Source organism: Saccharopolyspora terrae (assembly GCF_004348435.1).
Classification (GTDB): domain Bacteria; phylum Actinomycetota; class Actinomycetes; order Mycobacteriales; family Pseudonocardiaceae; genus Saccharopolyspora; species Saccharopolyspora endophytica.
Map to the genome: position 1 here is coordinate 1 of NZ_SMKS01000078.1, position 24,311 is coordinate 24,311.

The 24,311-nt window shown below is 70.9% G+C and carries 21 protein-coding genes; 8 read left to right on the forward strand and 13 right to left on the reverse strand.

Annotated elements, in window-relative coordinates; genetic code table 11:
- Together E1181_RS27500 and E1181_RS27505 are read right to left on the reverse strand one after the other, a co-directional pair.
- Positions 1 to 601 (reverse strand): hypothetical protein (locus E1181_RS27500; RefSeq protein ID WP_132679209.1); only part of this gene is annotated, 601 nt, incomplete at its 3' end.
- A gap of 161 nt (positions 602 to 762) precedes the next feature.
- Positions 763 to 3,138 (reverse strand): sodium-translocating pyrophosphatase, encoded by a 2,376-nt coding sequence (locus E1181_RS27505; RefSeq protein ID WP_132679211.1) that lies wholly within the window; start codon positions 3,136 to 3,138, stop codon positions 763 to 765.
- A 422-nt stretch (positions 3,139 to 3,560) separates the two neighbouring features.
- On the opposite strand from E1181_RS27505, the gene E1181_RS27510 reads away from it, so the two are divergent.
- Positions 3,561 to 5,897 carry a DEAD/DEAH box helicase gene (locus E1181_RS27510; protein WP_132679238.1) on the forward strand — a complete coding sequence of 779 codons (2,337 nt, stop codon included), beginning with the start codon at positions 3,561 to 3,563 and terminating at the stop codon, positions 5,895 to 5,897.
- Between the two features lie 145 nt (positions 5,898 to 6,042).
- Here the strand turns inward: E1181_RS27510 and E1181_RS27515 are convergent, their stop codons facing one another.
- From E1181_RS27515 to ssd, 8 genes are all read right to left on the reverse strand, one after another.
- Positions 6,043 to 6,705: a bifunctional DNA primase/polymerase gene (locus E1181_RS27515; RefSeq protein WP_132679212.1), complete on the reverse strand. Its 663-nt coding sequence runs from the start codon at positions 6,703 to 6,705 to the stop codon at positions 6,043 to 6,045.
- Positions 6,706 to 7,043: 338 nt separating this feature from the next.
- The gene (locus E1181_RS27520) at positions 7,044 to 7,388 is read right to left on the reverse strand and encodes an Rv3654c family TadE-like protein (protein WP_132679214.1); all 345 of its coding nucleotides are present in this window, start codon (positions 7,386 to 7,388) and stop codon (positions 7,044 to 7,046) included.
- Positions 7,385 to 7,696: a TadE family type IV pilus minor pilin gene (locus tag E1181_RS27525; RefSeq protein WP_132679216.1), complete on the reverse strand. Its 312-nt coding sequence runs from the start codon at positions 7,694 to 7,696 to the stop codon at positions 7,385 to 7,387. The genes E1181_RS27520 and E1181_RS27525 overlap by 4 nt, the downstream gene beginning before the upstream one ends.
- Positions 7,693 to 7,884 (reverse strand): DUF4244 domain-containing protein, encoded by a 192-nt coding sequence (locus E1181_RS27530; protein WP_132626413.1) that lies wholly within the window; start codon positions 7,882 to 7,884, stop codon positions 7,693 to 7,695. Before E1181_RS27530 ends, E1181_RS27525 begins: the two co-directional genes overlap by 4 nt.
- A gap of 16 nt (positions 7,885 to 7,900) precedes the next feature.
- Positions 7,901 to 8,476 carry a type II secretion system F family protein gene (locus tag E1181_RS27535; RefSeq protein ID WP_207922349.1) on the reverse strand — a complete coding sequence of 192 codons (576 nt, stop codon included), beginning with the start codon at positions 8,474 to 8,476 and terminating at the stop codon, positions 7,901 to 7,903.
- Positions 8,473 to 9,246: a type II secretion system F family protein gene (locus E1181_RS27540; RefSeq protein ID WP_235877091.1), complete on the reverse strand. Its 774-nt coding sequence runs from the start codon at positions 9,244 to 9,246 to the stop codon at positions 8,473 to 8,475. Before E1181_RS27540 ends, E1181_RS27535 begins: the two co-directional genes overlap by 4 nt.
- Positions 9,240 to 10,397, reverse strand: coding sequence for a TadA family conjugal transfer-associated ATPase (locus E1181_RS27545; RefSeq protein WP_207922350.1), 1,158 nt, complete (start codon positions 10,395 to 10,397; stop codon positions 9,240 to 9,242). Before E1181_RS27545 ends, E1181_RS27540 begins: the two co-directional genes overlap by 7 nt.
- Before the next feature lie 81 nt (positions 10,398 to 10,478).
- Positions 10,479 to 11,597 (reverse strand): septum site-determining protein Ssd, encoded by a 1,119-nt coding sequence (gene ssd / locus E1181_RS27550; RefSeq protein WP_132679218.1) that lies wholly within the window; start codon positions 11,595 to 11,597, stop codon positions 10,479 to 10,481.
- 608 nt (positions 11,598 to 12,205) lie between these two features.
- Here ssd and E1181_RS27555 point away from each other — a divergent pair.
- The 4 genes from E1181_RS27555 to E1181_RS27570 all read left to right on the forward strand — a co-directional run bounded on the left by E1181_RS27555 (position 12,206) and on the right by E1181_RS27570 (position 18,355).
- Entirely contained in the window at positions 12,206 to 13,066 is an 861-nt protein-coding gene (locus E1181_RS27555) for an HAD-IB family hydrolase (protein WP_408010782.1), read from the forward strand.
- Positions 13,067 to 13,578: 512 nt separating this feature from the next.
- Positions 13,579 to 15,351, forward strand: coding sequence for a glycoside hydrolase family 3 protein (locus tag E1181_RS27560; protein ID WP_408010784.1), 1,773 nt, complete (start codon positions 13,579 to 13,581; stop codon positions 15,349 to 15,351).
- A gap of 5 nt (positions 15,352 to 15,356) precedes the next feature.
- Entirely contained in the window at positions 15,357 to 16,607 is a 1,251-nt protein-coding gene (locus E1181_RS27565; RefSeq protein ID WP_132679222.1) for an exo-beta-N-acetylmuramidase NamZ family protein, read from the forward strand.
- Between the two features lie 11 nt (positions 16,608 to 16,618).
- Positions 16,619 to 18,355, forward strand: a complete 1,737-nt coding sequence (locus E1181_RS27570; protein WP_132679224.1) for a serine hydrolase domain-containing protein — start codon at positions 16,619 to 16,621, stop codon at positions 18,353 to 18,355.
- A gap of 1 nt (position 18,356) precedes the next feature.
- On the opposite strand, the gene E1181_RS27575 is transcribed toward E1181_RS27570, so the two are convergent.
- Positions 18,357 to 19,979 carry a purine-cytosine permease family protein gene (locus E1181_RS27575; RefSeq protein WP_132679226.1) on the reverse strand — a complete coding sequence of 541 codons (1,623 nt, stop codon included), beginning with the start codon at positions 19,977 to 19,979 and terminating at the stop codon, positions 18,357 to 18,359.
- 270 nt (positions 19,980 to 20,249) lie between these two features.
- On the opposite strand from E1181_RS27575, the gene E1181_RS27580 reads away from it, so the two are divergent.
- Both E1181_RS27580 and E1181_RS27585 read left to right on the forward strand, forming a co-directional pair.
- Positions 20,250 to 21,170 (forward strand): MurR/RpiR family transcriptional regulator, encoded by a 921-nt coding sequence (locus tag E1181_RS27580; RefSeq protein ID WP_132679228.1) that lies wholly within the window; start codon positions 20,250 to 20,252, stop codon positions 21,168 to 21,170.
- A gap of 46 nt (positions 21,171 to 21,216) precedes the next feature.
- Complete coding sequence (locus tag E1181_RS27585) at positions 21,217 to 22,128, forward strand: N-acetylmuramic acid 6-phosphate etherase (RefSeq protein ID WP_132679230.1); 912 nt, start codon at positions 21,217 to 21,219, stop codon at positions 22,126 to 22,128.
- A 39-nt stretch (positions 22,129 to 22,167) separates the two neighbouring features.
- Here the strand turns inward: E1181_RS27585 and E1181_RS27590 are convergent, their stop codons facing one another.
- Positions 22,168 to 23,097, reverse strand: coding sequence for a nucleoside hydrolase (locus E1181_RS27590; protein ID WP_132679232.1), 930 nt, complete (start codon positions 23,095 to 23,097; stop codon positions 22,168 to 22,170).
- Positions 23,098 to 23,099: 2 nt separating this feature from the next.
- On the reverse strand, positions 23,100 to 23,846 hold the full coding sequence (locus E1181_RS27595) for a Fic family protein (protein WP_132679234.1): 747 nt from the start codon (positions 23,844 to 23,846) through the stop codon (positions 23,100 to 23,102).
- 272 nt (positions 23,847 to 24,118) lie between these two features.
- On the opposite strand from E1181_RS27595, the gene E1181_RS27600 reads away from it, so the two are divergent.
- The coding region (locus E1181_RS27600) for an acetyl-coenzyme A synthetase N-terminal domain-containing protein (protein WP_132679236.1) at positions 24,119 to 24,311 on the forward strand (193 nt) is incomplete at its 3' end.

Here is a 24,311-nt window from a genome sequence, read left to right on the forward strand (position 1 = left end):
GGGCGGGGGCGGGTTGGGCCGGGGCCGGGTTGAAGAACGGTTGGCAGCCCGGGGCCTGCTTCGCAGCGGCGGCGAGCTGCTTGTTCTTCTCCAGGGCGCCGAACTTGCTGTTGAGGTCCACCTGCGAGCTCTTCTGGAGCTCCGCCTGCAGGGCGGTCATGCCCTCGGTGAACTTCTGCTTGTCGTTCGGGTCGACCTGGTCGGCCTTGGCGCGGGCGCCCACCAGGACGTCGCGGATCTGGACGAACCCGTCGCGGATGCCCTGGTTGACCTGGTCGCCGCCCTCGATCGGGGACGGCGGCAGCTCCTGCAGCCCGCGAACCGTGCCATCAGCGGTCTTGCTCGCGGTGTCGAGCCGGGCGACCACCGAGTTCTTCATCGCCTGGGTGTTGCTCTTGTCCACCGCGGGCAAGCTCTTCTGAGACGCGGAGAAGTCGTTGACCAGCCCGCACAACCGGCCTGCCCACTCGACGCCTTCCGGACCTGCCGCCTTCGGCGGAGCCGGGGCGGGCTCGGGCGTCGGTGCTGGTGCCGCACCGCAGGCGCTCAGGGCCAGCGGGATGGCCGCGAGCGCCGCGAGGGACGTCGCACGGAACCTCATTGCGAACTCCTCACATGGATCGGAGTAGCTCTCGCTGTGCGCTCGGACTCTCTCGTACCGCTGCACCTCCCGGTGAACCCGGGGTCACCCGTTGCAGCGATCGGCCTGCTCACAGCGATGGGCGCCACCCGAACCGGGTGACGCCCATCGCTGAGACCGATCTAGGCGGGAGCGCCGTTGATCGTCTTGTCGTCCGCGGGCTCGTCCGCGATCGCGGTCGAGCGCCGCTTGGAGATCACCACAGCAGCGACGATCACCGCGAGCGCCACCACCGCGATGCCGATCCGCACCGCCGGGTTGGCCGCCTCGCCGACGGCGAAGTAGACCACTGCCGGCGCGATCAGCACCGACACCAGGTTCATCACCTTCAGCAGCGGGTTGATCGCCGGACCGGCGGTGTCCTTGAACGGGTCGCCGACGGTGTCACCGATGACCGTCGCCGCGTGCGCCTCGGACCCCTTGCCGCCGTGGTAGCCGTCCTCCACCAGCTTCTTGGAGTTGTCCCAGGCACCACCCGAGTTGGCCAGGAAGATGGCCATCAGGGTGCCGGTGGCGATGGCACCCGCCAGGTACCCGGCCAGCGGACCGACGCCCAGGCCGAACCCGACCGCGATCGGGGCCAGCACCGCCAGCAGACCCGGAGTGGCCAGCTCGCGCAGCGAGTCGCGGGTGCAGATGTCGACCACCCGGCCGTACTCCGGGCGCTCCGAGCCGTCCATGATCCCCGGCTTGTCCTTGAACTGGCGCCGCACCTCGTAGACCACGGCACCGGCCGCGCGGGACACGGCGTTGATCGCCAGACCGGAGAACAGGAACACGACCGCGGCACCGATGACCACGCCCACCAGGACGTTCGGCGCGTAGACGAAGAACTCCGAGATGGAGAGCTCGCCGGCCACGTCGTCCAGCGCGGCGCCGATGGCGTCGGTGTAGGAACCGAACAGCGCCGTCGCCGCCAGCACCGCCGTGGCGATGGCGATGCCCTTGGTGATCGCCTTGGTGGTGTTGCCCACCGCGTCCAGCTCGGTGAGGATCTTCGCGCCTTCGCCCTCGACGTCACCGGACATCTCCGCGATGCCCTGCGCGTTGTCGCTGACGGGGCCGAAGGTGTCCATCGCGACGATGACGCCGACGGTGGTCAGCAGACCGCAACCGGCCAGCGCGATCGCGAACAGCGCCACCGGCAGCGAACCGGACAGCAGGAACGCGCCGAACACGGCCGCGGCGATGACCGCCGCGGTGTAGACGGCGGACTCGAAGCCGACCGACAGACCGGTCAGGATCACCGTGGCCGCACCGGTCAGCGACGACTTGCCGACGTCCTGGACCGGGCGGTGCTCGGTGGCGGTGAAGTAGCCGGTCAGCTTCAGGATGACCACGGCGAGCAGGATGCCGATGACCACGGCCATCAGCGCGACCAGCGCGGGGCTGCCCGGGGTGGCGCGCACCTCCTCCGACACACCGGTGAGCTCGGTGAAGGTGCTGGGCAGGTACAGCATCGCGGCGATCGCGCACAGCACCGCCGAGATCCCGGCCGAGATGTAGAACGAGCGGTTGATCGCCGTCAGCGCGCTCTCGCCCGCGCGGGCCTTGGTGATGTAGACGCCGACGACCGCGGTGAGCACACCGATCGCGGGCACGATCAGCGGGAACAGCAGCCCGTGCCCGCCGAAGGCGGCGGTGCCCAGGATCAGCGAGGCCACCAGCGTCACCGCGTAGGACTCGAACAGGTCCGCGGCCATGCCCGCGCAGTCACCCACGTTGTCGCCGACGTTGTCGGCGATGGTGGCGGCGTTGCGCGGGTCGTCCTCGGGGATGTTCTGCTCGACCTTGCCGACCAGGTCGGCACCGACGTCGGCGGCCTTGGTGAAGATGCCGCCGCCGACTCGCATGAACATCGCCAGCAGCGCGGCGCCGAAGCCGAAGCCCTCCAGCACGCGCGGAGCACCGCCCGCGTAGACCAGCACCACGAGAGCGGCGCCGAACAGGCCGAGGCCGACGGTCATCATGCCGACCACGCCACCGGTGCGGAACGCCACGCGCATCGCCTTCTCGCGGCCCTCACCGGGCTCGCGGGCCGCGGCGGCCACGCGCACGTTCGCGCGGGTGGACAGCCACATGCCGAGGTACCCGATGGCGGCTGAGAACGCGGCGCCGAACAGGAAGAACACGGATCGGCCGATGCGCTCGCCGATGGTCTCGGCGGGCAGCGCGAACAGCACCAGGAACACCACGACCGCGAAGATCGCCAAGGTGCGGAACTGCCTGTTCAGGTACGCCGACGCGCCTTCCTGCACGCCCTTGGCGATGTCCTGCATCTTCGCGGTGCCCTGCCCTGCGGCGAGCACCTCCTTGATCAGGACGTAGCCGAAGGCCAGGGCGGCCAGGGCGATGACCATCACGGCACCGACCACTGCGTAGTCGACGCCTGCGAGCTCGATTCCGGTGGCTTGCTGGGCGAGGTCCATCCGGGTTTGCGAGCTCGGTGGTGCAGCGCCCTGGGCCCAGCCGTGCTGGACCGGGGTGAGCAGGGACATCCGTCCTCCTGGGTTGTGCTCGGTTCTCACACCGGCGGCCCCGCACGCTCTTACCGGGCCCCGATGCGCGGTAGGCGGCCCCGCCCGGTACGGCCTGTGATCGTTCGATGGCCGTCCGTGGCGACGTCGTGGATCAGGAGTCTATTCAGACCCCAAGTGGCTTACCTCACGGTGTGATACGCAACTCGTCTCGACGTGCAGATCTGTTACCGAATAATCGATCCAGAGAGGTACTTGATCCCCTGTTCGGACATATTTCGATTTGGACCGATCGGGTGACATGAGGTATGGCGTGTCGCAATGGGATCCGCAGGGACCCCGTCCGCCTCCCGTAACACGCTCCGAAGTTGCCCCGAAGGTGGAACATCAGCCGACTCGCGGAGGGGAACACCTGTGCGGGCGCGGATCAGAGCTGTGCAAGGCTGAACGACGTGCGCGAGGAGGACAAGGGACAGCGGCTGCTCCGCCGCGTCGTCGCCGGGATCCCGGCCGACGAGTCGCCCGTGACGCACGTCGAGCACCGGTCGGCCCGGCCCGCCCAGACCGCCGACTGGCCGAAGTGGGCACCGCCCCGGCTCGTCGAGGCGTTCCAGGCGCGCGGTGCGGACGAGCCGTGGATCCACCAGGTCGAGGGCGCCGAAGCGGTGCACGACGGCGAGAACGTCGTCGTCGCCACCGGCACCGCGTCCGGGAAGTCGCTGGTCTACCAGCTGCCGGTGATCTCGCAGCTGCTCGCCGACCCCAAGTCCACCGCGCTGTACCTCTCCCCCACCAAGGCGCTGGCCGCCGACCAGCTGCGCAGCATCTCCGAGCTGGAGCTCCCCGAGCTCCGCGCGGTGAGCTACGACGGCGACACCCCGCAGGCCGAGCGGGACTGGGCGCGCCAGCACGGGCGGTGGATCTTCACCAACCCCGACATGCTGCATTTCGGCGTGCTGCCGTCGCACGGGCGCTGGGCGCACTTCTTCCGCAGGCTCACGCACGTCGTGATCGACGAGTGCCACACCTACCGAGGCGTGTTCGGCTCGCACGTCGCACTGCTGCTGCGCAGGCTCCGGCGGATCGCCAACCGCTACGGCTCGGACCCGGTCTTCGTGCTGGCCTCGGCCACCGTGTCGGACCCCGCCGAGCTCGCCGAACGGCTGACCGGCGCCCGCTGCCGGGCGATCACCGAGGACGGTTCGCCACGAGGGGCGCGCACCGTCGCGCTCTGGGAACCGCCGCTGCTGGACGACCTCGTCGGTGAGAACGGCGCCCCGGTCCGCCGCAACGCCGGCTCCGAGGCCGCGCGGATCCTGACCGAGCTGGTCATCGAGGACGCGCGCACTCTGGCCTTCATCCGATCCCGGCGCGGTGTCGAACTCGCCGCGCTCGCCGCGCGACGCGCGCTGTCCGAGGTGGACTCCTCGTTGCCGGACCGGGTCTCCGCCTACCGCGGCGGATATCTGCCCGAGGATCGCCGCGAACTGGAACGGTCGCTGCTGACCGGGGAACTGCGAGCCGTGGCCACCACCAACGCGCTGGAGCTCGGGGTCGACATCTCCGGTCTCGACGCCGTGGTCGTCGCCGGGTACCCGGGCACCCTCGCCTCGTTCTGGCAGCAGGCCGGACGCGCCGGGCGCGACGGGGACGGCGCGCTGGTGGTCTTCGTGGCGCGCGACGACCCGCTGGACACCTACCTCGTGCACCACCCGCCCGCCGTGCTGTCCCGGCCGGTCGAGGCGACCGTGCTCGACCCGGCCAACCCGTACGTGCTGGAACCGCACCTGGCCTGCGCCGCGGCAGAGCTACCGCTGACCGAGGAGTCGTTCGAGATCTTCGGCGGCGAAGCCGCGCAGCGGGCGGTCGAGGCGCTGACCGCCGACGGCGTGCTGCGGCGACGCCCGCACGGCTGGTTCTGGACCGCCCGAGAACGGCCGCACCGCAACGTCGAGCTGCGCGGCTCAGGCGGTCCGCCGATCGCCGTCGTCGAAGGCGAATCCGGCCGCATGCTCGGCACGGTGGACCCCGATTCCGCCTGCTCGACAGTGCACCCGGGAGCGGTGTACCTGCATCGCGGCGAGTCCTTCGTCGTCGACGAGCTCGACCTCGACGCGGCCATCACGCTGGTCCACGAGGAGAGCCCGGACTGGACGACCTCGCCGCGCAACGACGTGGACATCTCCGTGCTGCGCACCGTCGAGAGCCACGACACCGGTGCCGGGGTCACGGTGCACCTGGGCGAGGTGGAAGTGACCTCGCAGGTCGTCGGTTACCTGCGGAAACGACCGACCGGCGAGGTGCTGGACCAGGTTCCGCTGGACCTGCCCGCGCAGACGCTGCGCACCCGCGCCGTCTGGTACACGGTCGGTCAGGACTTGTTGATGGGCAGCGCGCCGGGGGGCGCCGGGCTGGAACCGGCGCGCATCCCCGGCGCGCTGCATGCCGCCGAGCACGCGGCGATCGGCCTGCTACCGCTGTTCGCGACCTGCGATCGATGGGACATCGGCGGGGTCTCAACCGCTCTGCACGCCGACACCGGGGAGGCAACGGTGTTCGTGCACGACGGCCATCCGGGTGGAGCCGGATTCGCCGACCGCGGTTTCGCCGCATTGGTCCCATGGCTGGCCGCGACGCGGGAAGCGATCGCTTCCTGCGACTGCCCGGCCGGATGCCCGTCCTGCGTTCAGTCGCCAAAGTGCGGGAATGGCAACGAACCGCTGGACAAGGCAGGGGCGGTGGCTGTTCTCGATGCGGTTTCGGCCGTGCTTCGGGGGTAGCACCGGCGGTCCGGGTGGGCCGCCCGACCGGGCACGATGAGCACTTGGGCTGGCTGGTGCGTGCTCGCGGGAATCTCGTGACCGGTCGGGCCGGGGAGCCCTGGGCGCGGAAACCGGGCCCGTTCGGTGCGTCACGGCCGCAGGATCACCTGCTCGCTGCGAGAACCTCCGCCACGTTCTCCGGTTGGTCGATCTCCAGTGCGGTCCGGAGCGCGTCCTGGACGAACTCCGGGCTGGGCAGCTGCCAAGCGCACACCTCGGGCTTGACCCTCCAGTGCACCGCACCGCCGGGGTAGACCGACGGTGGCAGCGGAACCCAACTCCCCTTGCCGTGCAAGCGGATTCCGCTCTGCTCGGCCAGCTCGCCGTTGAGCCGACCCCCAGGGGACATCAGGAAGAACCAGCTGCCGGTCGGGGTCGCCACGATCGGCACCGGGAATCCGCCGGCGCGCAGCACCTTCGCGGCCCGCCTGCCGATCGCGATGTCGACCTCGATGGCGTCGGCCTGGAAACCGGTGGCGAGCAGCAGGTTGTAGGGGTGCTCGTCCCACCAGGCCATGACCTCGTGCAGGTCCGCCCCCAGACCGTCCTGCCAGTCGGCCCGCACGGGGGTCGGGCCGTGCAGCTGGCGGCCTCGGCGACCGAGCCACTCACCATCTCGGGGGAAGGTTCCGGGCAACACCGACCAACCACGCGACGCGAAGTCGATTGCCTGCACTCGCAGGTCGATCCGGCTGCTGGTCAGCCCGGCCGGGTGGGCCGGGACGCCGCGGAAGGCGCTCTGCCACCTCTCCGCAGACCATTGCATCTGTCTCCGCCTCCTCGTTCAGGGTGAGCGGCGTCGTGCGCCTTGAGATCGACCGGCCGGGTTTCGGGGTTCCGGCCGATCCCCCGACCTCCTTGTCGGGTGGACCTCGGTTCGTGGCGAACCTGGGCTCGCCGCTCACACATTCAAAGAAACGTCATCCAGCCCCGGGGCGTACAGACCCGGTGCGACGACCGGTCGTTCGGCGACGATGAACGTGAAAGATCCAACACACGCGCTGAAAGCTCAGTACCGGCGCCGGTGGCGCTTCGCCGACCGCTCCGCTGCCCGCCGGACCGCTCGCCGACCGCTCGTCGTACTGCCCGCGTAATACGCGCGGCTCAACCGGGGGCCGGTCCGGCGCGAGCCCGTGCGCTCGGAGGGTGCCGTCCGGCCAGCGGTCCGGGCAGCTCTCCCGCCACCTCGATGCGGACCTCTCGACCGGTCAGGGTGCAGGTGAGCAGGCGCGTCCGCATTTCGCCGGTCACCCGTCGGGCCTGCGCGCAGGCGAGTTCGGGTCCACCGATCACGTGAGCCGCAGCGGCCAGCGCCGCCAGATCGGCGGCGCCTTCGGCCCGCTGCCGGGCGGCGGTGGCGGCGCCGAGCTGCACGAGCCACCCGAGCAGCACCAGCACGACCAGTGACAGCACCGCGGCGAGCACCGTCGCTGAACCGCGGTCGTTCATCCGCCCTCCCCGGGTTCGAGGATCGCGACGGCGTCGGCGCGCAGCCAGTGCGCGCTGACGATCACCTCAACCTGGTCGCCGCGGATCACGTGGGCGTAGTGCGCGCCGACGGGCGCGATGGCGCGCACCGCCCGCTCCGCCCGGGGCGCGTCTCCCCGGGCGAGCAGGCGGGCGGCCTCGACCGCGGCGTCCTCGCAGCGGAGCTGGCCCAGCACCGCCATCCCGCCGACCAGCAGCAACCCGAAGACGGCGACCAGCGAGCAGATGCCCAGCGCCGCCTCGACGGTCACCGAGCCCCGGTCGTTCACGTCCCCGCTCCCTGCAAGCCCCGCTGGATGAGGCCGGTCAGCGCTTCTTCGACCGAGCCGCTGGTCACCACGGCGTAGAGGGTGGTCGCGAAGGCCACGGCCGCGAGCGTGCCGACCGCGTACTCCGCCGTGGACATGCCGTCGTCGCCGGTCAGCGCCGCCCGCAGGCGTCGGATGAGGTTCCGCATCGTCTTCTCCTCGTGTCTACAGTGGATTGATCGGGATCCGGTCGAACATGCCGAGCACGACCGGGAGCACTCCCAGGCACAGGAACGCGGGCAGGAAGCACAGCCCCAGCGGTGCCGAGATCCACACGGCACCGCGCTGAGCCCGCACCTCCGCCAGCTCGGAGCTGCGCGCCCGCGCGCGGTCGGCGAGCTCGGCCGCCACGTCGGCGAGCGCGCTGCCGGTGCGCGCGGTCCTCCGCGCCGCGCGGGCGAGTTCGGCCGTGTCCGGGTCGCGCAGCGCCGGTTCCCACCCGGCAGCGGCGTCCGAGCCGAGGGCGAGGTGGTCGGCGACCTCGGTCAGCGTCCGCCGGGCGGTGCCGCCGACCTCGACCGCCACAGCGCGCACGATCACCGGCACCGGCAGCCCGGCCCGCATCCCCGCCGCCAGCAGGTCCCACCCGGCGGCGAGCACCAGCGGGTCGGCCCGCTCCTCGCGACGGGGACGCGGTGCCGCCGGTGGGCTCCGACGCAGACCCAGCCGGTGGCGGGTCGGGGCGACGGGGACCAGCAGCACGGCCACGGCCGCGGTGAGCAGCGCGAACACCTGGCTCATGTCCGCACCACCGACCTCGTCAGCCGCGAGCTCCACAACACCCCGGCGATCAGCAGGGCGGTCCCGACGAGCAGGAGCAGCTGACCGGCGGGACCGCTGCCGAACACCGCGAGCGGCGAGGCACCGGCGGCCTGCCCGAAGCCCAGCCCGAGCACCGGCAAACCGGTGAGCACTCCCGCCGTGGCACGCGGGCCGGCCATCTTCGCGCTGACCTCGCGGCGGAAGGCGGTGCGCCGCTCGACGTCGCGGCGCAGGCAGTCCAGCAGTTCCGCCAGCGCGACGCCGTGCCGTTCGGCCAGGTCCCAGGCCCGGGTCAGCCGTCGCACCGGCGCGCGTGGTCGTCCCGCCAGCGCGGACACGTCGCCGCCGAGCCGGGCGGTCGCCGCCAGGTCCCGGAAGAGCACGGTGACGCCCGGACCAGCTTCGGCGGCGGCGCCTTCGGCCGCGTTGGCCGGGTGCGCGCCCGCGCGCAGCTGCGCGACCAGCAGCCGCATCGCCTCGGCGAACTCGTCGTCGAGCGCGAGTTCCCGCCGCTCGTCACCTTTTTCGCGGACGTGCCTGCCCGCGAGCAGGGTCAGCGCGATCGCCGCGCACGAGCCCGCCGGACCCGCGACGGCGAATCCGGCGATACCGGTCGCCACCGGCAGCAGGCGTTTCGGCCTCGGCAACCTCAGCGGTGCGCGCCTGACTCCGGGGAGCCGGTGGCGGGTGGTGAGCGCGGGCCAGCACAGCAGTCCGGTCGCGGCGAGCAGGGCGCTCACGATCAGCACGGGAGCGCACCTCCCCTGGACTCCAGCAACGCCGCCAATTCCTCGCGGCCCACGTCCCAACCGGTTTCGCGCTCCCAGGCCGGCCGCACCGTCACCTGTTCTCCGGACCGGTGCAGCACCCCGATCGCGGCGAGGCGTCTGCGGCGCACCTGCAGCACGACCTGCACGGCGGCGGCGAGCTGGCTGTGCAGGGCATCGCGGGACAGCCCGCCGAGCGCGGCCAGCGCCTCCATCCGGGCGGGCACCTCGCGCGGCGAGTTGGCGTGCAGCGTGCCGCCGCCTCCGTCGTGCCCGGTGTTGAGCGCGGCGAGCAGCTCGCGCACCTCCGCACCGCGCACCTCGCCGACGACCAGGCGGTCCGGCCGCATCCGGAGCGCTTGCCGCACCAGCTCGCGGACGCCGATCTCACCCGCGCCTTCCACGTTCGGCGGCCTGGTCAGCAGTCGCACCACGTGCGGGTGCCGGGGACGCAGCTCCGCCGCCTCCTCGACGCATACGATCCGCTCGCGGTGCCCGACCTCGCCGAGCATCGCCGCGAGCAGCGTCGTCTTGCCGCTGCCGGTTCCGCCGATGATCAGGAACGCGAGCCTGCGCGCCACGATCTCGCGCAGCACGGCGGCGCTGCGCTCGTCGAAGGTGCCCGCCCGCTGCAACGCCACGAGGTCGTGCGCGGCCGGACGCAGCACCCGCAGCGAGATGCAGGTCCCGTCCCCGGCGACCGGTGGGAGCACCGCGTGCAGCCGAACCGAGCGGGTGCCGCGCTGCGGCATCCAGGCGTCGACCCACGGCTGGGCGTCGTCGAGCCGGCGCCCGGTGGACATCGCCAGGCGCTGCGCGAGACGGCGCACGGAGTCCTCGTCGGCGAAGCGCACCGGCGCGGGCCGCAGCCCGTCGCCCCGGTCGACCCACACCTTCTCCGGCGCGGTGACCAGCACGTCGCAGGTCGCCGGATCGTCCAGCAGCGGGTCCAGCACTCCCGCACCGGAGAACTCCTGCTGGACGACGCGCAGCGCGGTGAGCACGTCGGCGTCGGCGACCAGCCCGCCGGACTCGGCGCGGACCGCCTCGGCAACGGCTGCCGGGTTCAGCGGCGAGCCGTTGACCACCAGTCGATTCCGCACCCGCGCCAGCAGTTCCCGATCCACGGACATCACGGACCTTCCCTTCCACCGGCCGAAAACGGCAGGACGGCATGGCCGATCGAGCGGGATCGGCCTGGGTTCAACGGGGGTTCAGCGCGGTACCGGCGACTCCGACGAGGCGAGCTCGGCGAGCACCGCACCGGCCGCTGCGGCCAGCGGGCTGCGGCGGTGCAGCACGGAGACGAGGTCACCGCGGTCGACGGCGGCGGGCAGGCGCGGCTGTGGTCGCATCGTGGCGAGCACCGGCGCGCCGGCGGCCCGCGCTACGTCGCGCGGTCTCAAGCCGCCCGGGGAAGGTCCGCGCACGACCAGCCGCACCCGGCATCCCGCGCGTTCGGTCACCGCGGCGACGACGCGCGCCGCCGCCGCGCACGCGCGCACCTCCGCGGGCACGACGACGACCACGAGCTCGGCGTCACCGAGCACCGACTCGTCGGAGTCACCCGGTGCCGGGCAGCGCGGCAGGTCGCACACCACGGTCGCGCCGGAGCGGCGACCGGCTCCGAGCACCGCACGCACGCCTTCCGGCGTCAGTCCGCTCGGCGTGCGGTCCCGGTCGCAGGCGAGCACTGCCAGTTCGCCGCGCCCGACCCGCTTCTTCGGCAGCGCCTCGCGCAGCGCTCCGGCACCGAGCCGCCCGGTGCCGACCGACAGACCTGACCAGCGCACGCCCTCGTCGCGCTCCATGCCCGCGGCGAGGTCGAGGCCGCCGCCGAACGGGTCGCAGTCGACCAGCAGCGACCGCCCGCCGGAGCGGGCGGCGACCACCGAGGCTGCGGTGGCCAACGCCGAAGCACCGGCACCACCGCATCCGCCGAGCACGGCCAGCACGCGGCCCTCGCCGACCGGTGCGTCCGCGGCGTCGGTCAGCAGCTCGATCAGCTCGTGCTCGTCCGAGGGCAGGGTCAGCACCCGCTCGGCGCCGATGTCGAACGCGGTCCGCCACAGGCGCTCACCGGTCGTCCGGCAGATCAGGGCGACACCGCGTCTGCGCGGCAGGCCGTGGGTGGCGCACGCGGCGGCGGTCGGCTCGTCGAGCAGCACCAGCGGCGCCGCGCGCCACGCCGCGGGAAGCAGCCGTGGCGCGCGCTCGATCGCTCCGCCGGAGGCCGCGGCCAGCCGCGAGACCTCCTCCGCCAGTTCGGCGTCGCGCACCACCAGCAGCGGACGCGCGGTCTCGGGGGTGGGCGAGTGTGCTGCCGCGGGCATGACGGGCTCCCTGGATCAGGACTTTTCGGAGGAAAACCACTTCCGCATAGGCTGGAAGAAGGAGCGTTGTGCCACGAATGGCCGCTCGTTATCCAAAGTGACCGGAGGTGCTGCCGACTGCCAAGCGATTTCTGAAATCTGTGGATGAACCCGTTCGCTGTGGATAACTCGTCTTCCCCGAAAGAGTCACACAGGGGATGCATAAGAAATGAAGGCAGTTCACATTTCGCTCGCCCGAAGACTGTTGCGCGAGCACGAACTTCGCGCAGGTGGGAGCATCGGAATACGAGACGACCCCCGCCAGGGGGGAGGGGCGGGGGTCGTCGTAGTTCAGCTCCGGGGGGTCGAGCTGAACTGGTCCGGACTTGCCGGACTCCCCACACTGTATCCCGCAGATCCCTAGTAATGCCTCCCGTCCATTTGAGGGAACGTCTTTGCTCTCAGTGCCCGACAAACTGCCCCTACCCATTCATTCGTGGCAGAAAAACCATCCCGGACGGCGAGCAACCTTCCGACAACCACACGGTGTGTGAAAAATCGCCCTCCCCAAGCAGCCCACCGGACAAACAGCCCAGGATCGTGCGCACATGACCGGAACCAGCCTGGAAATGCCACGTCGACGCGACTCGTATGCTGTCGGCGTGACTGAGCCCGCGAACCCCGCCGCCGCTTCCGGACGCCGGGTGGCCGCGTTCTTCGACCTGGACAAGACGATCATCGCCAAGTCGAGCACGCTCGCCTTCAGCCGCCCGTTCTTCCAGGAAGGGCTGATCAACCGCCGAGCGGTGCTCAAGAGCGCCTACGCGCAGTTCGTCTTCATGCTCGCCGGCGCCGACGCCGACCAGATGGACCGGATGCGCGCGCACATCACGTCGCTGTGCACGGGCTGGGACATCGACCAGGTCAACGCGATCGTCGAGGAGACCCTCCACGACATCGTCGACCCGCTCGTCTACAAGGAAGCCACCCAGCTCATCACCGACCACCAGGACCAGGGCCACGAGATCGTCGTGCTGTCGGCCTCGGGCCAGGAGGTCGTCGCCCCCATCGCCAAGCTCCTCGGCGCCGATCACTGGTCCGGCACGCGCATGGTCGTCTCCGAGGGCCGCTACACCGGCGAGGTCGACTTCTACTGCTCCGCCGAGAACAAGGCGGTCGCGGCCCGCGAACTCGCCGAGAAGTACGACTACGACCTCGGCGAGTGCTACGCCTACTCCGACTCGGTCACCGACATGCCGCTGCTCGAAGCCGTCGGGCACCCGACCGTCGTCAACCCGGACCGGGGCCTGCGCAAGGAGGCCGTCCAGCGCGGCTGGCCCTCGCTGGCCTTCGAGCACCCCGTCTCGCTGCGCGCTCGCATCCCCACCCCGTCCCGCGCCGCCGTCACCGCGGCGGGTGTCGGGCTCAGCGCCGTGGCCGCCGCCGGCGCGACGTGGTGGGGCGTGCGCGCCTGGCGTCGCAGACGGTGACCGGGAGCGCTGGTAGATCCCTCCTCGGTTCGCCCCGAAGGACCCTTGCAGTGACGGGCATCACGGTCTACAAAGGGAAGTGCGGACCCTGTTTGGCCAGGGACGTTGTGGAGGAGAAACAGCGTCCACCCCTCTCAGGCTCCGCGCGCGAGACTTGGAGCACCCACGCGTCGCCGCAGATAAGGCTGTCGTGCACAGGGTTGCGTCACGGGACGCCGGACGCCTAGCCCAAAAGTTACGACGAACAGCACGCTTGGTAACCCAAGAGCTCGCGCAGAGAGGGCGGCGCCCACCACGGGCGCCGCTCTTTTGTGCCCTCCAGGCGAGCGACGAAATCGGCTTCCGCTCGCCGCATCTCACCGAGGGCGGTCGCGCACATCCCGCAACGCCGCAGGAATCAACGATCGGATCAGTCCGGATCGTTGACCTCCCCTTTTCCTGTGAGTAATTTCCTCATTTGTCCGCGTTTGTGGTGAACAGTTTCCGCCTGGTGCAGGGAGGCCGATGTGGCCCTGAAGACTCGAACCCGACGCGCCGTCGTCGCGTTGAGCGCGCTGGCCGTGGGGGCCGCCGCGCTGACCACCACCGGGAGCGCTCTGGAACCTCGGGCTCAGACCGCCGACGAGCTGCTCCGGGAGATGACCCTGGAGGAGAAGGTGGGGCAGCTGTTCGTCACCTACGCCTACGGCCGCACCGCGGACACGCCCGACCCGGTCAACCGGGAGGAGTTCGGCGTCGACACCCCGGCGCAGGTGGTGCAGAAGTACCACCTCGGCGGGATCATCCACTTCACCTGGTCCAACAGCCTCTACGACCCGAAGCAGATCGCCGAGCTGTCCAACGGGCTGCAGACCGCCGCGACGAGTTCGGGCGCGCAGGTGCCGCTGCTGATCTCCACCGACCAGGAGCAGGGCCAGGTCACCCGGATCACCGAGCCCGTCACGCAGCTGCCCGGCAACATGGCGCTCGGCGCCGGCCGCAGCCCGCAGGACGCCGAGCGCGCGGCGGCCATCACCGGCCAGGAACTGCGCGCCATGGGCCTGAACATGAACTTCGCACCCAGCGGTGACGTCAACGTCAACCCCGCCAACCCGGTGATCGGCGTCCGCTCGTTCTCCTCCGACCCGACGCTGGCCGCGCAGTTCACCGCGGCCCAGGTGCGCGGTTACGAAGACGCCCAGGCCGCCGGTGAAGGCGTTTCGGCCTCGGTGAAGCACTTCCCGGGGCACGGCGACACCAACACCGACAGCCACACCGCGCTGCCGGTCATCGAGCACGACAGGCAGCAGTGGGAGCAGCTGGACGCGCCGCCGTTCAAGGAAGCGATCGCGGCCAACACCGACTCGGTGATGAGCGCCCACATCGTGGTCCCCAAGCTCGACGACTCCGGGCAGCCGGCCACGCTGGCTCCGAAGGTGCTCACCGGCATGCTGCGCCAGGAGCTCGGCTACCAGGGCGTGGTGTTCACCGACTCGCTGCAGATGGAGGGCGTCCGCCAGCAGCACCCGGACTCCGAGATCCCGGTGCTCGCGCTGCAGGCGGGCGCTGACGTGATGCTGATGCCGCAGAACCTGCAGGTCGCCATCGACGGCGTGATCGCGGCCGTCCACGACGGGCGGCTCACCGAGCAGCGCATCGACGAGAGCGTCTCGCGGGTCCTCAAGCTCAAGGAAGGCCGGGGCGTGCTGGCCAACCCGTTCGTCGACGTGTCCAAGGTGGACTCGATCGTCGGCAACCAGCAGCACCTCGCCGACGCCCAGCGGATCACCGACCGCAGCACGACGCTGCTGCGCAACGACGCCGCGCTGCCGCTGAAGTCGCCCGGCAAGGTGTTCGTGACCGGCGCCAGCGAGAAGGGCACCAAGGCGCTGTCCGACTCGGTGCGGGCGCGCGGACCGCAGAGCTCCGCGCTGGCCACCGGCACCAAGCCGACGCAGGAGCAGATCGCCCAGGCCGTCGAGCAGGCCAAGGCCCACGACGTCGCGGTGGTGCTCACCAGCGCCGCCTGGAACCCCGACAACGCCGGACAGCTGGACCTCGTGCGCGCGCTGCAGGCCACCGGCAAGCCCGTGGTGGCCGTGGCCGTGCGCGACCCGTACGACGCCGCCCACGTCGACGTGCCCGCCTGGATCGCCAGCTACTCCGACAAGCCGGTCGCCATGGAATCGGTCGCCAAGGTCCTCTTCGGCGAGACCACGCCCGCGGGCAAGTTGCCGGTCCCGGTGCCCGAGCCTGGTAAGCCTGGAACCGACAGGTATCCCTTCGGCTTCGGTTTGGCCTGGTGAACAGCATGAGCGGTATCGGCAGGCGGCGTTTCCTCACCGCCTCGGCCCTGGCGGTCCCGGCCGTCGGCGTGGCGTCCAGCTCCGCCTGCGCGGCCAAGCCCGCGCAGGTCGCGCCCGGTGCGGTGCGCACCGGCGCGGACGTGCTGGCGAGCAGGGACTTCTCGGACCTCGCCGGGCACCGCCTCGGCATCGTCACCAACCCGACGGGCGTGCTGTCCACGCTCGATCACCTGGTGGACGTGATGCACGCGGGCGGCAAGGTCGACATCGCGGCGGTGTTCGGGCCCGAGCACGGGTTCCGCGGCACGTCGCAGGCCGGCGGGTCCGAGGGCGACTACCGCGATCCGCGCACCGGGTTGCCGGTCTACGACGCCTACGGCGCCGACGCGGCCAAGCTCGCCGAGCTGTTCCGCAAGGCCGGTGTCGAGCAGGTCGTCTTCGACATCGCCGACGTCGGCGCCCGCTTCTACACCTACATCTGGACGATGTACACGGCGATGCAGGCCGCGCAGCAGCTCGGCCTGGGCTTCACCGTGCTGGACCGGCCGAACCCGGTCGGCCCGCTGGTCGCCGGACCGCAGCTGGACCCGCGGTTCGCCTCCGGCGTCGGTGAGCTGCCGATCGTGCAGCAGCACGGCATGACCGTCGGCGAGCTGGCGCGGCTGTTCGACCGCGTTCACCTGCCCTCGCCGCTGCCGCAGCTCAACGTGATCCGCGTCGAGGGCTGGCAGGGACGCACCGCCGACACCGGCCTGCCGTGGGTTCCGCCGAGCCCCAACATGCCCACCCCGGACACCGCGGCGGTGTACCCGGGAACCGGGTTGTTCGAGGGCACGACGTGGTCCGAGGGGCGCGGCACGACGCGTCCGTTCGAGATCATCGGGGCGCCGGGCGTCGACTGGAAGTGGGCCGAGGAGCTCAACGGGCTGGGCATCGAGGGCGTGCGGTTCCGCGAGACCTACTTCGTCCCGACGTTCTCCAAGCACGCCGAGCAGCCCTGCGGTGGCGTGCAGCTGCACCGCACGGGTGATCTCGACCCGATCCACGTCGCCGTTGCGATGTTGGTCACAGCCCGACGGCTCTATCCCCAGCTCTTCTCCTGGCGGGAGGATGGGATGGTCGACAAGTTGTCCGGCTCGGACCGGCTGCGCGGCATGGTGGACGCGGGCGCCGGCGTTGGCGAGATCACCGATTCGTGGCGGCAGGACGTCGTCGACTTCCGCCGGCATCGCGATCCCTACCTGCTGTACCGCTGAGGGGGCTTTGGATGGGCAAGACCGTGCTGGCGGCCGTGGCGCTGCTGTCACTGACCGCGCTGGGCGGCTCGGCCGTGGCCGCGCAGGGACGGGCGGCAGGGCACTTCGACCGTCCCCAGGACGGCTTCGCGCCCGCCGAAACGCTGCTGCAGGACGGCACGCCCTTGGGCATCGGACTCGACCCGAAGCCGATCGACGACGCGTGGCGGCAGCTCGCGGCGTGGACCGAGAAGACTCCTGACCTCGAACACCCGATGTACGCCGGTGCCGTGGGTCTGCTCGCGCACGACGGCGTGGTCGTCAGCCGCTCCGCCACCGGCGAGCAGCTGCGCTACGCCGACGGCAAGGGCACCGAGCTCCCCGCGCAGGACCAGGAACCGATGCGCGCCGACACGATCTTCGACGTCGCCTCGATCAGCAAGCTGTTCACCTCGATCACCGCGCTGCAGCTCGTGGACGACGGGAAGATCTCGCTGGACGATCCGGTCGCCGAGCACCTGCCGGAGTTCGCGGTCAACGGCAAGCAGGGCATCACCGTCGAGCAGCTGCTCACCCACACCTCCGGGCTGCAGGCCGAGGTGCAGCTGTGGAAGCTGCCGCCGGAGCAGCGCATCCCGTCGGTCATGGCGTTGACCCCCGAGCGCCCGCCGGGCACGAACTACGAGTACTCCGACCCGAACATGATCACCCTCGGCGTGCTGGTCGAGCGGGTCACCGGGCACCCGCTGGACCAGGTCGTCCAGGAGTGGATCACCAGGCCGCTGGGCATGCCCGACACCGGCTACAACCCGCCGGCGTCGAAGCTGCACCGCATCGCGGCCACCGAGTTCCAGGCCGACCCGCCGCGCGGCATGGTGCGCGGCCAGGTGCACGACGAGAACGCCTGGTCGCTGGGCGGCGTGGCCGGTCAAGCCGGTGTCTTCTCGACCGCCGACGACCTCGCGAAGCTCGGGCAGGCGCTGCTCAACGGCGGGACCTACGGCGGCACCCGGATCCTCTCCGAGCGCACCGTCGAGAAGATGCTGACCGACTTCAACACCGAGTTCCCCGGCAACTCGCACGGGCTCGGGTTCGAGCTCGACCAGCGCTGGTACATGGCCGGGCTCAGCGCCCCGCGCACCGCCGGGCACACCGGCTACACCGGGACATCGCTGGTCATCGACCCGGCGTCGCGGTCGGTGGCGGTGCTGCTGACCAACCGCGTGCACCCGTCGCGCGAGTGGGGCTCCAACAACCGCGCCCGCCAGGCCCTGGCCCAGAGCATGGCCCGCGCGCTGGCGGTCTTCCCCCGCCACGGCCGCGCGTCGTTCCACGCGCCCGGGACGGCGACGCTGACCAGCGTGCCGCTGGGCCCGGCGGACGGGCCGCTGGAGGTGTCCTTCGACGCCTTCGTCGACACCCAGCAGGACGCCGACGGCACCGACGCGCTCACCGTCGAGTCCAGCTCGGACGGGGTGAACTGGCGGCCGGTGCCGCTGACCGCGTCCGGTCCCGGCGCCCCGGAAGGCCCGCAGCCCGGGCTGGCGGGTTCGGGGCACCGCGCCTGGTGGAAGGTCAACGGCGAGGTTCCCGCCGAGCCGGGCAAGAAGGTCCAGCTGCGCTGGCGCTACAACGTCGACGCCCAGTACGAGGGCCGCGGGGTCAACGTCGACGGCCTCAAGGCCACCGACGGCGACCGCACCCTGCTGGACTCCGAGCGCGACTCCACCGAGCTGCACCTCGACGGCTGGACCTCCACCCCGCGCTGACTCAGGACGCCGGTAGGACCAGAGCTCCGGTCTTGTCCGTCGTCAGGCACAACGAGCAGATGATCTTGCCCGGTTCCGCGCTGGCCAGCACGTCCGGCCGCTCGAACTCCTGCGAGCAGTAATCGCAGGTGTAGATCGTCGCGACGGGTGTGCCGTCGACGTCGAAGCGGGGTTCGGCGATGCCGTCATCGGTGCGGCGCAAGGCGAACCGGCCGCGGGTCGCGATCGCCATCACCGGAGTGAGCACGACCGCGATCACCACCGCCGCGATCGGCGAGTACGGCGCGACCGCCTCGCCGAAGGCGCCGAAGTACATCGCGATCGAGACGATCGCCGAGGTCAGGAAGGCCGTGACACCCACGGGGTTGACGGCGTGGAGCATGCCGCGCCGGAACTCCGGCTCCTTCGGCGACAGCTTCAGCAGGAACTTGTTGATCATGATGTCGGCGGCGACCGTGCACACCCATGCGATCGCGCAGTTGGCGTAGAAGCTCAGCACCGAGTTCAGGAAGGCGAACATGTCCGCCTCCATCAGGATCAGCGCGACGGTCAGGTTCGCCAGCACGAAAACGATCCGGCCCGGGTAGTGCTTGGTGATCCGGGTGAAGGAGTTCGTCCAGGTCAGCGAGCCCGAGTAGGCGTTGGTGACGTTGATCTTGACCTGGCTGAGCACCACCAGCACGACGGCCAGCGGGATCGCCAGCCACGCGGGCAGGAACAGCTCGTAGACGCCCATGAACTGCTGCACCGGCTCGGTCGCCGCAGCCCCGGCGACACCCATGATGAAGAACGCCAGGAACGCCCCCGTGGCCTGCTTGATCGCGCCGAACACGACCCACCCCGGACCTGCGACCAGCGTCGACAGCCACCAGGAGCGCTTGTTGACCTCGGTGCGCGGCGGCATGAACCGCAGGTAGTCGATCTGCTCGCCGATCTGAGCCATCAGCGACAGCGCCACGCCCGCGCCGAGCATGACCGACGCCGCGTTGAGCCCACCGCCCTCCTCGCCCGCGAAGGCCAGCCAGTCGCTCACCGAGCTCGGGTCGACGACCACCAGGTAGCCGATCGGTCCGACCATCAGCAGCAACCACAGCGGCGTCGTCCACACCTGGAGCCTGCTGAGCGCCTTCATGCCGTAGACGACCAGCGGCACGACGATCAGCGTGGTGATCAGGTAGCCCAGCCACAGCGGAACGCCCAGCCCGGCGTGCAGTCCCTGGGCCATGATCGCGCCTTCGGTGGCGAAGAAGATGAACGTGAAGCTGCCGAAGATCACGCTGGTCAGCACGGACCCGTAGTAGCCGAACCCGGCGCCTCGGGTGATCAGGTCGAGGTCGATGTTGTAGCGGGCGCCGTAGTAGGCCAGCGGCACACCCGTCACGAAGATGATCAGCGCGGCGACCAGGATCGCCACCAGGGCGTTGAGCGTGCCGTAGCTCAGGCCGATGCCCGCGCCGATCGAGAAGTCCGCGAGGTAGGCGATGCCGCCCAGCGCGGTCGTGGCCACCACGCCGGGCTTCCAGCGCCGGTAACTGCGCGGGGCGAAGCGGAGCGTGTAGTCCTCCAGCGTTTCGCGTACCGCCTGATCTCGGGCCACGTCCTTGCGCGGTGATTCGACGACCATCGAGTCCCTCCCTCTGCCGAGCGCGCGTGCGGCCGGAAGTGTTCGCGCCGGATGTTTCGGGCGGCGGCGAGGCGGGTTTCTGTCAGATGACGAGATCGCGCGGCGCGCACCCGCCGGGCAGGTGTACAAGTCGATCTCGGGGACCGGGTACTTAGCCCTAATGGAACTGCGCGGCGGAGATGCAACCTGGACCAGTGCGCGAACCGTCTACCCGACGGATACTCAAGAGATGCATTGACCTGTACAAGAAACGGTTAGTAAGTTTCCCACATGGCCATTACGGAAATCTCCGCTGAATCGAGCGAGGGCAGCCCCCTCGTCAAGATTCGCTCGCTGTTGCCCGGACTCGCGCGGGCCGAGCAGCGCGTGGCCAACATCGTGCTCGCCGATCCCGCCTCGATCTCGCGCCGCAGCATCACCGAGGTCGCCGAGGCGGCGGGCACCAGTGAAACGACCGTCACCCGCTTCTGCAAGGCGATCGGCGTCGGCGGATACCCGGACCTGCGGATCGCCCTCGCCGCCGACACGGCGCGCACCTCGACCCGCGATCGGGAGCTGGGCGGCGACATCGGCCCGGACGACGGCATCGGCGACATCATCTCCAAGGTCGGCTACGCCGACGCCAAGGCCGTCGAGGAGACCGCGGGCCAGCTCGACGCCACATCGCTGAACGCGCTGGTCGACGCGGTCGCCACCGCGCGCCGCATCGACGTCTACGGCGTCGGCGCCAGCGCCTTCGTCGCCCTCGACCTCCAGCAGAAGCTGCACCGCATCGGACTGGTCAGCTTCGCCTGGTCGGACACGCACAACGCGCTGACCTCGGCCGCCGTGCTCGAACCCGGCGACGTCGCGATCGGCATCTCGCACACCGGCGCGACCACCGAGACCGTCGAAGCGCTGCGCGAGGCCAAGCGGCACGGCGCCACGACCGGAGCGATCACCAACTTCGCGCGCTCCCCGATCACCGAGGTCACCGATCACGTGCTGACCACGGCGGTGCGCGAGACGACCTACCGGTCCGGCGCGATGGCCAGCCGGATCGGACAGCTGACCGTGATCGACTGCTTGTTCATCGGTGTCGCCCAACGGCACCTGGAGCAGACCAAAACGGCGCTGGAAGCGACGCGCGAGGCCGTCTCCGGACACCGTCTCGGCAGTCGCCCCGATCGGCGCCGGCACAAAGAGGCGTGATGCATCGCGCCACGGCCGGCCTCGAACAACCGAACAGGAGGCATGAATGAGCCGGGATCACGCGATTCGCGTCGCATCGCCGACCGAGCAGACCAACCCCCGCACCCGCGACATCGACCTGCTTCCCACGCTGGACGTCCTGCAGCTGTTCAACAGCGAGGACCGCACGGTGCCGGAGGCCGTCGGCCGCGTGCTGCCGGAGCTGGCGGAGGCGGTCGACCTCGCTGTGGCGGCGCTGCGGTCCGGTGGCCGGGTGCACTACGTGGGCGCGGGAACATCGGGACGACTGGCCGTGCTCGACGCCGCCGAGCTGATCCCGACCTTCAACGCTCCCCCCGACTGGTTCATCGCGCACCAGGCGGGTGGCCCGGAGGCCTACCAGCAAGCGGTGGAGAACGCCGAGGACGACGAGGACGCGGGCGCCCGCGAGATCCGCGCGCAGGGCTCCGACAAGGACTTCGTGTTCGGCCTGGCCGCCTCCGGCCGCACCCCGTACGTGATCTCGGCGCTGACCGCCGCGAAGGAGATCGGTGCCCGCACCGCGCTGCTGACCTCGAACCCGAACCCCGGCGAGGTCCCGGCCGACGTGGTCATCGCCGCCGACACCGGCCCGGAACCGATCAGCGGCTCGACCCGGATGAAGGCCGGAACGGCGCAGAAGCTGGTGCTCACCTCGTTCTCGACCGCGGTGATGATCAAGCTGGGCCGGGTCTACTCGAACTTCATGGTCAGCATGCTCGCGACCAACGCCAAGCTGCGCGGACGCACGATCAACATCCTGCAGGAGTCGACCGGCGAGTCCGAGCAGACGTGCGCCGACGCGCTCACCGCGGCGGGCGACGACCTCAAGACGGCCCTGGTCCACCTGCTCTCCGGCGCGGACGTCGAACGCTCGGCGGCGGCGCTGGCCGTGGCCGACGGCCAGGTCCGGGACGCCCTTCGGAGCCTGGAGGGCTGAGACCCCCGCAGGCGGCGAGGTCTCGCACCTCGCCGCCCGTCAGGCCATCGACTTGGCGACGACTCCGAACGCCTCGGTCATCAGGTCCCAGAAGCGGCCCTGGTCCAACGTGGTCGGGACCAGGGCGTTCCTGGACTCCGCCGAGGCCTTGAAGTCGGTGACGGTCATCCCCGAGGTGAACCGGCCCTGCGTCTCGACGTCGACCCGCGCGGGGACGGCGTCCATCAGGGTCGGGTCGATCAGGTAGGCGATCGCGCAGGCGTCGTGGATCGCCGGGCCGAGCTCCTGGTAGTCGGGGAACCGGCCGTAGAAGTCCAGGCACGGCGTGAGCAGCTCGGATTCGAGCCGCCCCAAGCCGGCGAAGCGGGTGCGGACCTCGGTGTTCGCGCGGGCCTGGTGGGTCAGGTCGAGCCCGATCATGACCGTCGTCCAGCCCGCTTCGAAGACCACGGCGGCGGCTTCGGGGTCGGCCATGATGTTGAACTCGGCCGCCGGAGTCCGGTTGCCGCGCGTGTAGGCGCCGCCCATGATCACGAACTCCGCCGCCCACTCGACGATCCGCGGCTCCTTGCGGACGGCCAGCGCGATGTTGGTCAGCGGACCCGTCGCGACCAGGCTGATCTCGCCCGGAGCCGCGGCCAGCGTCTCGATGATCAGGTCCACCGCGTGGCGCGGGTCCAGCTCGGTCGCGGTCTCCGGCAGCACGACCTCGCCGAGGCCCATCACGCCGTGCACGTTCCCGGCGTTGATGCCCTCGCGCACCAGCGGCCGCCCGGCGCCGCGCGCGACCGGCGCGGTCATGCCGTAGAAGTCGCGCAGCCGGAGCGAGTTCTCGGTGGTGAACTCCAGCGGCACGTTCCCGCCGACGGCCGTGATGCCCACGACGTCCAACCGCGGATCGCCGTGCGCGAGCGCCAGGGCCAGCGCGTCGTCGATGCCGGGGTCGCAGTCGATCAGGACCTTCTTCACCGTCAGCCCTCCTGAACGGCGTCGGCGATGGAGGCGGCCTCGCGGGCACCCGCCTCCAGCGCGGAGCAGCAGTGGACGATCCAGGACGCGACCGCGTCGGGGTCACCGGTGGCGAAGCCCAGCGCGCGCTCGGCGTAGTCCTCCTGCCTGCGGAAGTAGGCGACCTCGGGGACCACGAGCCCCTTGGGGTCCAGGCCGCTGCCGATGACGGCGAGCCGGGCCGCGGCGCGGGCGATGACGCCGTCGGCGTGACCGAACGGGGTCAGCGCGAGCAGTTCTCCGTGCACCACCGCGGCCAGCACCGGCCCGGCGCCGTGCGCCTTGGGCTCGGTGATGATCTCGCTGAGCAGGTCGAGCCGTTCGGCGATCACCGGGTCGGCGTGCGGCCGGCCGAGCTGGTCGGGGTCGTCGACGAGGTCGCTCGCGGCGAGCACGTGCATCCGGGCCAGGGCCTGCCGGGGCGCGCGCTGCCAGGTGGGCAGCAGGGTGCCCATGGCCTCGGCGACGCGCAGCGATCCGGCCAGCAGCGGGTCGCTGACCTCTCCGGACTCGGGGATCTCGGTGGCTCCGCCCGCGACCGCGGCCGAGGCGCGGGCCGCGCGCACGGAGGCTTCGGCGGCGGTGGCGGGCCAGCCGCGCCGGTTGGCCGGGTGCCGGTGCACCTCGTCGATGGCGGCGCGTGCGGCGGCCACCGCGTCTGTGACCCCGTCGAGTTCCAGCAGCGGTGCCAGCGATGGCTTGTCGTTCACGACTCCAGACGCTACCGGCCGGTACCGGAAACCCCGGCGAGCGGCCCGCGTGCGAGTTGTGCCACAGTTGCAGCCACGTTGCGCCTGTTCGACTCTGCGTTACCGCAGGACAACGCACCGGAAGCATTCCGGAACCGGAGAGTGACGTTATGAAACCGGTCCGTTGCGACCGAATGGTCTGAACCAATCAAGCGAAACCTCTGTCGCAGTGAACCAGATCGCACTACGGTTCCCCTATCACTGCATTCACATCTCCAGGGAGGTTCTGGGCAATGAGTCAGCCCGACGGGCAGAGCAACACGCTCGACAACCTGCTGACGGAAAGCAGGACGTTCCCGCCGTCCGAGGATTTCGCGGCGCAGGCCAACGCCACGTCGGCGCTCTACGGCCAGGCCGATGCGGACCGCGAGGCGTTCTGGGCCGAGCAGGCATCGCGGTTGCAGTGGGACACCGAGTGGGACCAGG

Bases quoted from the DNA above. Each gene is read 5' to 3' on its own strand.
- E1181_RS27505 (WP_132679211.1), bottom strand. From the start codon at position 3,138: ATGTCCCTGCTCACCCCGGTCCAGCACGGCTGGGCCCAGGGCGCTGCA.
- E1181_RS27515 (WP_132679212.1), bottom strand. From the start codon at position 6,705: ATGCAATGGTCTGCGGAGAGGTGGCAGAGCGCCTTCCGCGGCGTCCCG.
- E1181_RS27520 (WP_132679214.1), bottom strand. From the start codon at position 7,388: ATGAACGACCGCGGTTCAGCGACGGTGCTCGCCGCGGTGCTGTCACTG.
- E1181_RS27530 (WP_132626413.1), bottom strand. From the start codon at position 7,884: ATGCGGAACCTCATCCGACGCCTGCGGGCGGCGCTGACCGGCGACGAC.
- E1181_RS27535 (WP_207922349.1), bottom strand. From the start codon at position 8,476: ATGAGCCAGGTGTTCGCGCTGCTCACCGCGGCCGTGGCCGTGCTGCTG.
- E1181_RS27545 (WP_207922350.1), bottom strand. From the start codon at position 10,397: ATGTCCGTGGATCGGGAACTGCTGGCGCGGGTGCGGAATCGACTGGTG.
- ssd (WP_132679218.1), bottom strand. From the start codon at position 11,597: ATGCCCGCGGCAGCACACTCGCCCACCCCCGAGACCGCGCGTCCGCTG.
- E1181_RS27555 (WP_408010782.1), top strand. From the start codon at position 12,206: ATGCCACGTCGACGCGACTCGTATGCTGTCGGCGTGACTGAGCCCGCG.
- E1181_RS27565 (WP_132679222.1), top strand. From the start codon at position 15,357: ATGAGCGGTATCGGCAGGCGGCGTTTCCTCACCGCCTCGGCCCTGGCG.
- E1181_RS27570 (WP_132679224.1), top strand. From the start codon at position 16,619: ATGGGCAAGACCGTGCTGGCGGCCGTGGCGCTGCTGTCACTGACCGCG.
- E1181_RS27575 (WP_132679226.1), bottom strand. From the start codon at position 19,979: ATGGTCGTCGAATCACCGCGCAAGGACGTGGCCCGAGATCAGGCGGTA.
- E1181_RS27580 (WP_132679228.1), top strand. From the start codon at position 20,250: ATGGCCATTACGGAAATCTCCGCTGAATCGAGCGAGGGCAGCCCCCTC.
- E1181_RS27585 (WP_132679230.1), top strand. From the start codon at position 21,217: ATGAGCCGGGATCACGCGATTCGCGTCGCATCGCCGACCGAGCAGACC.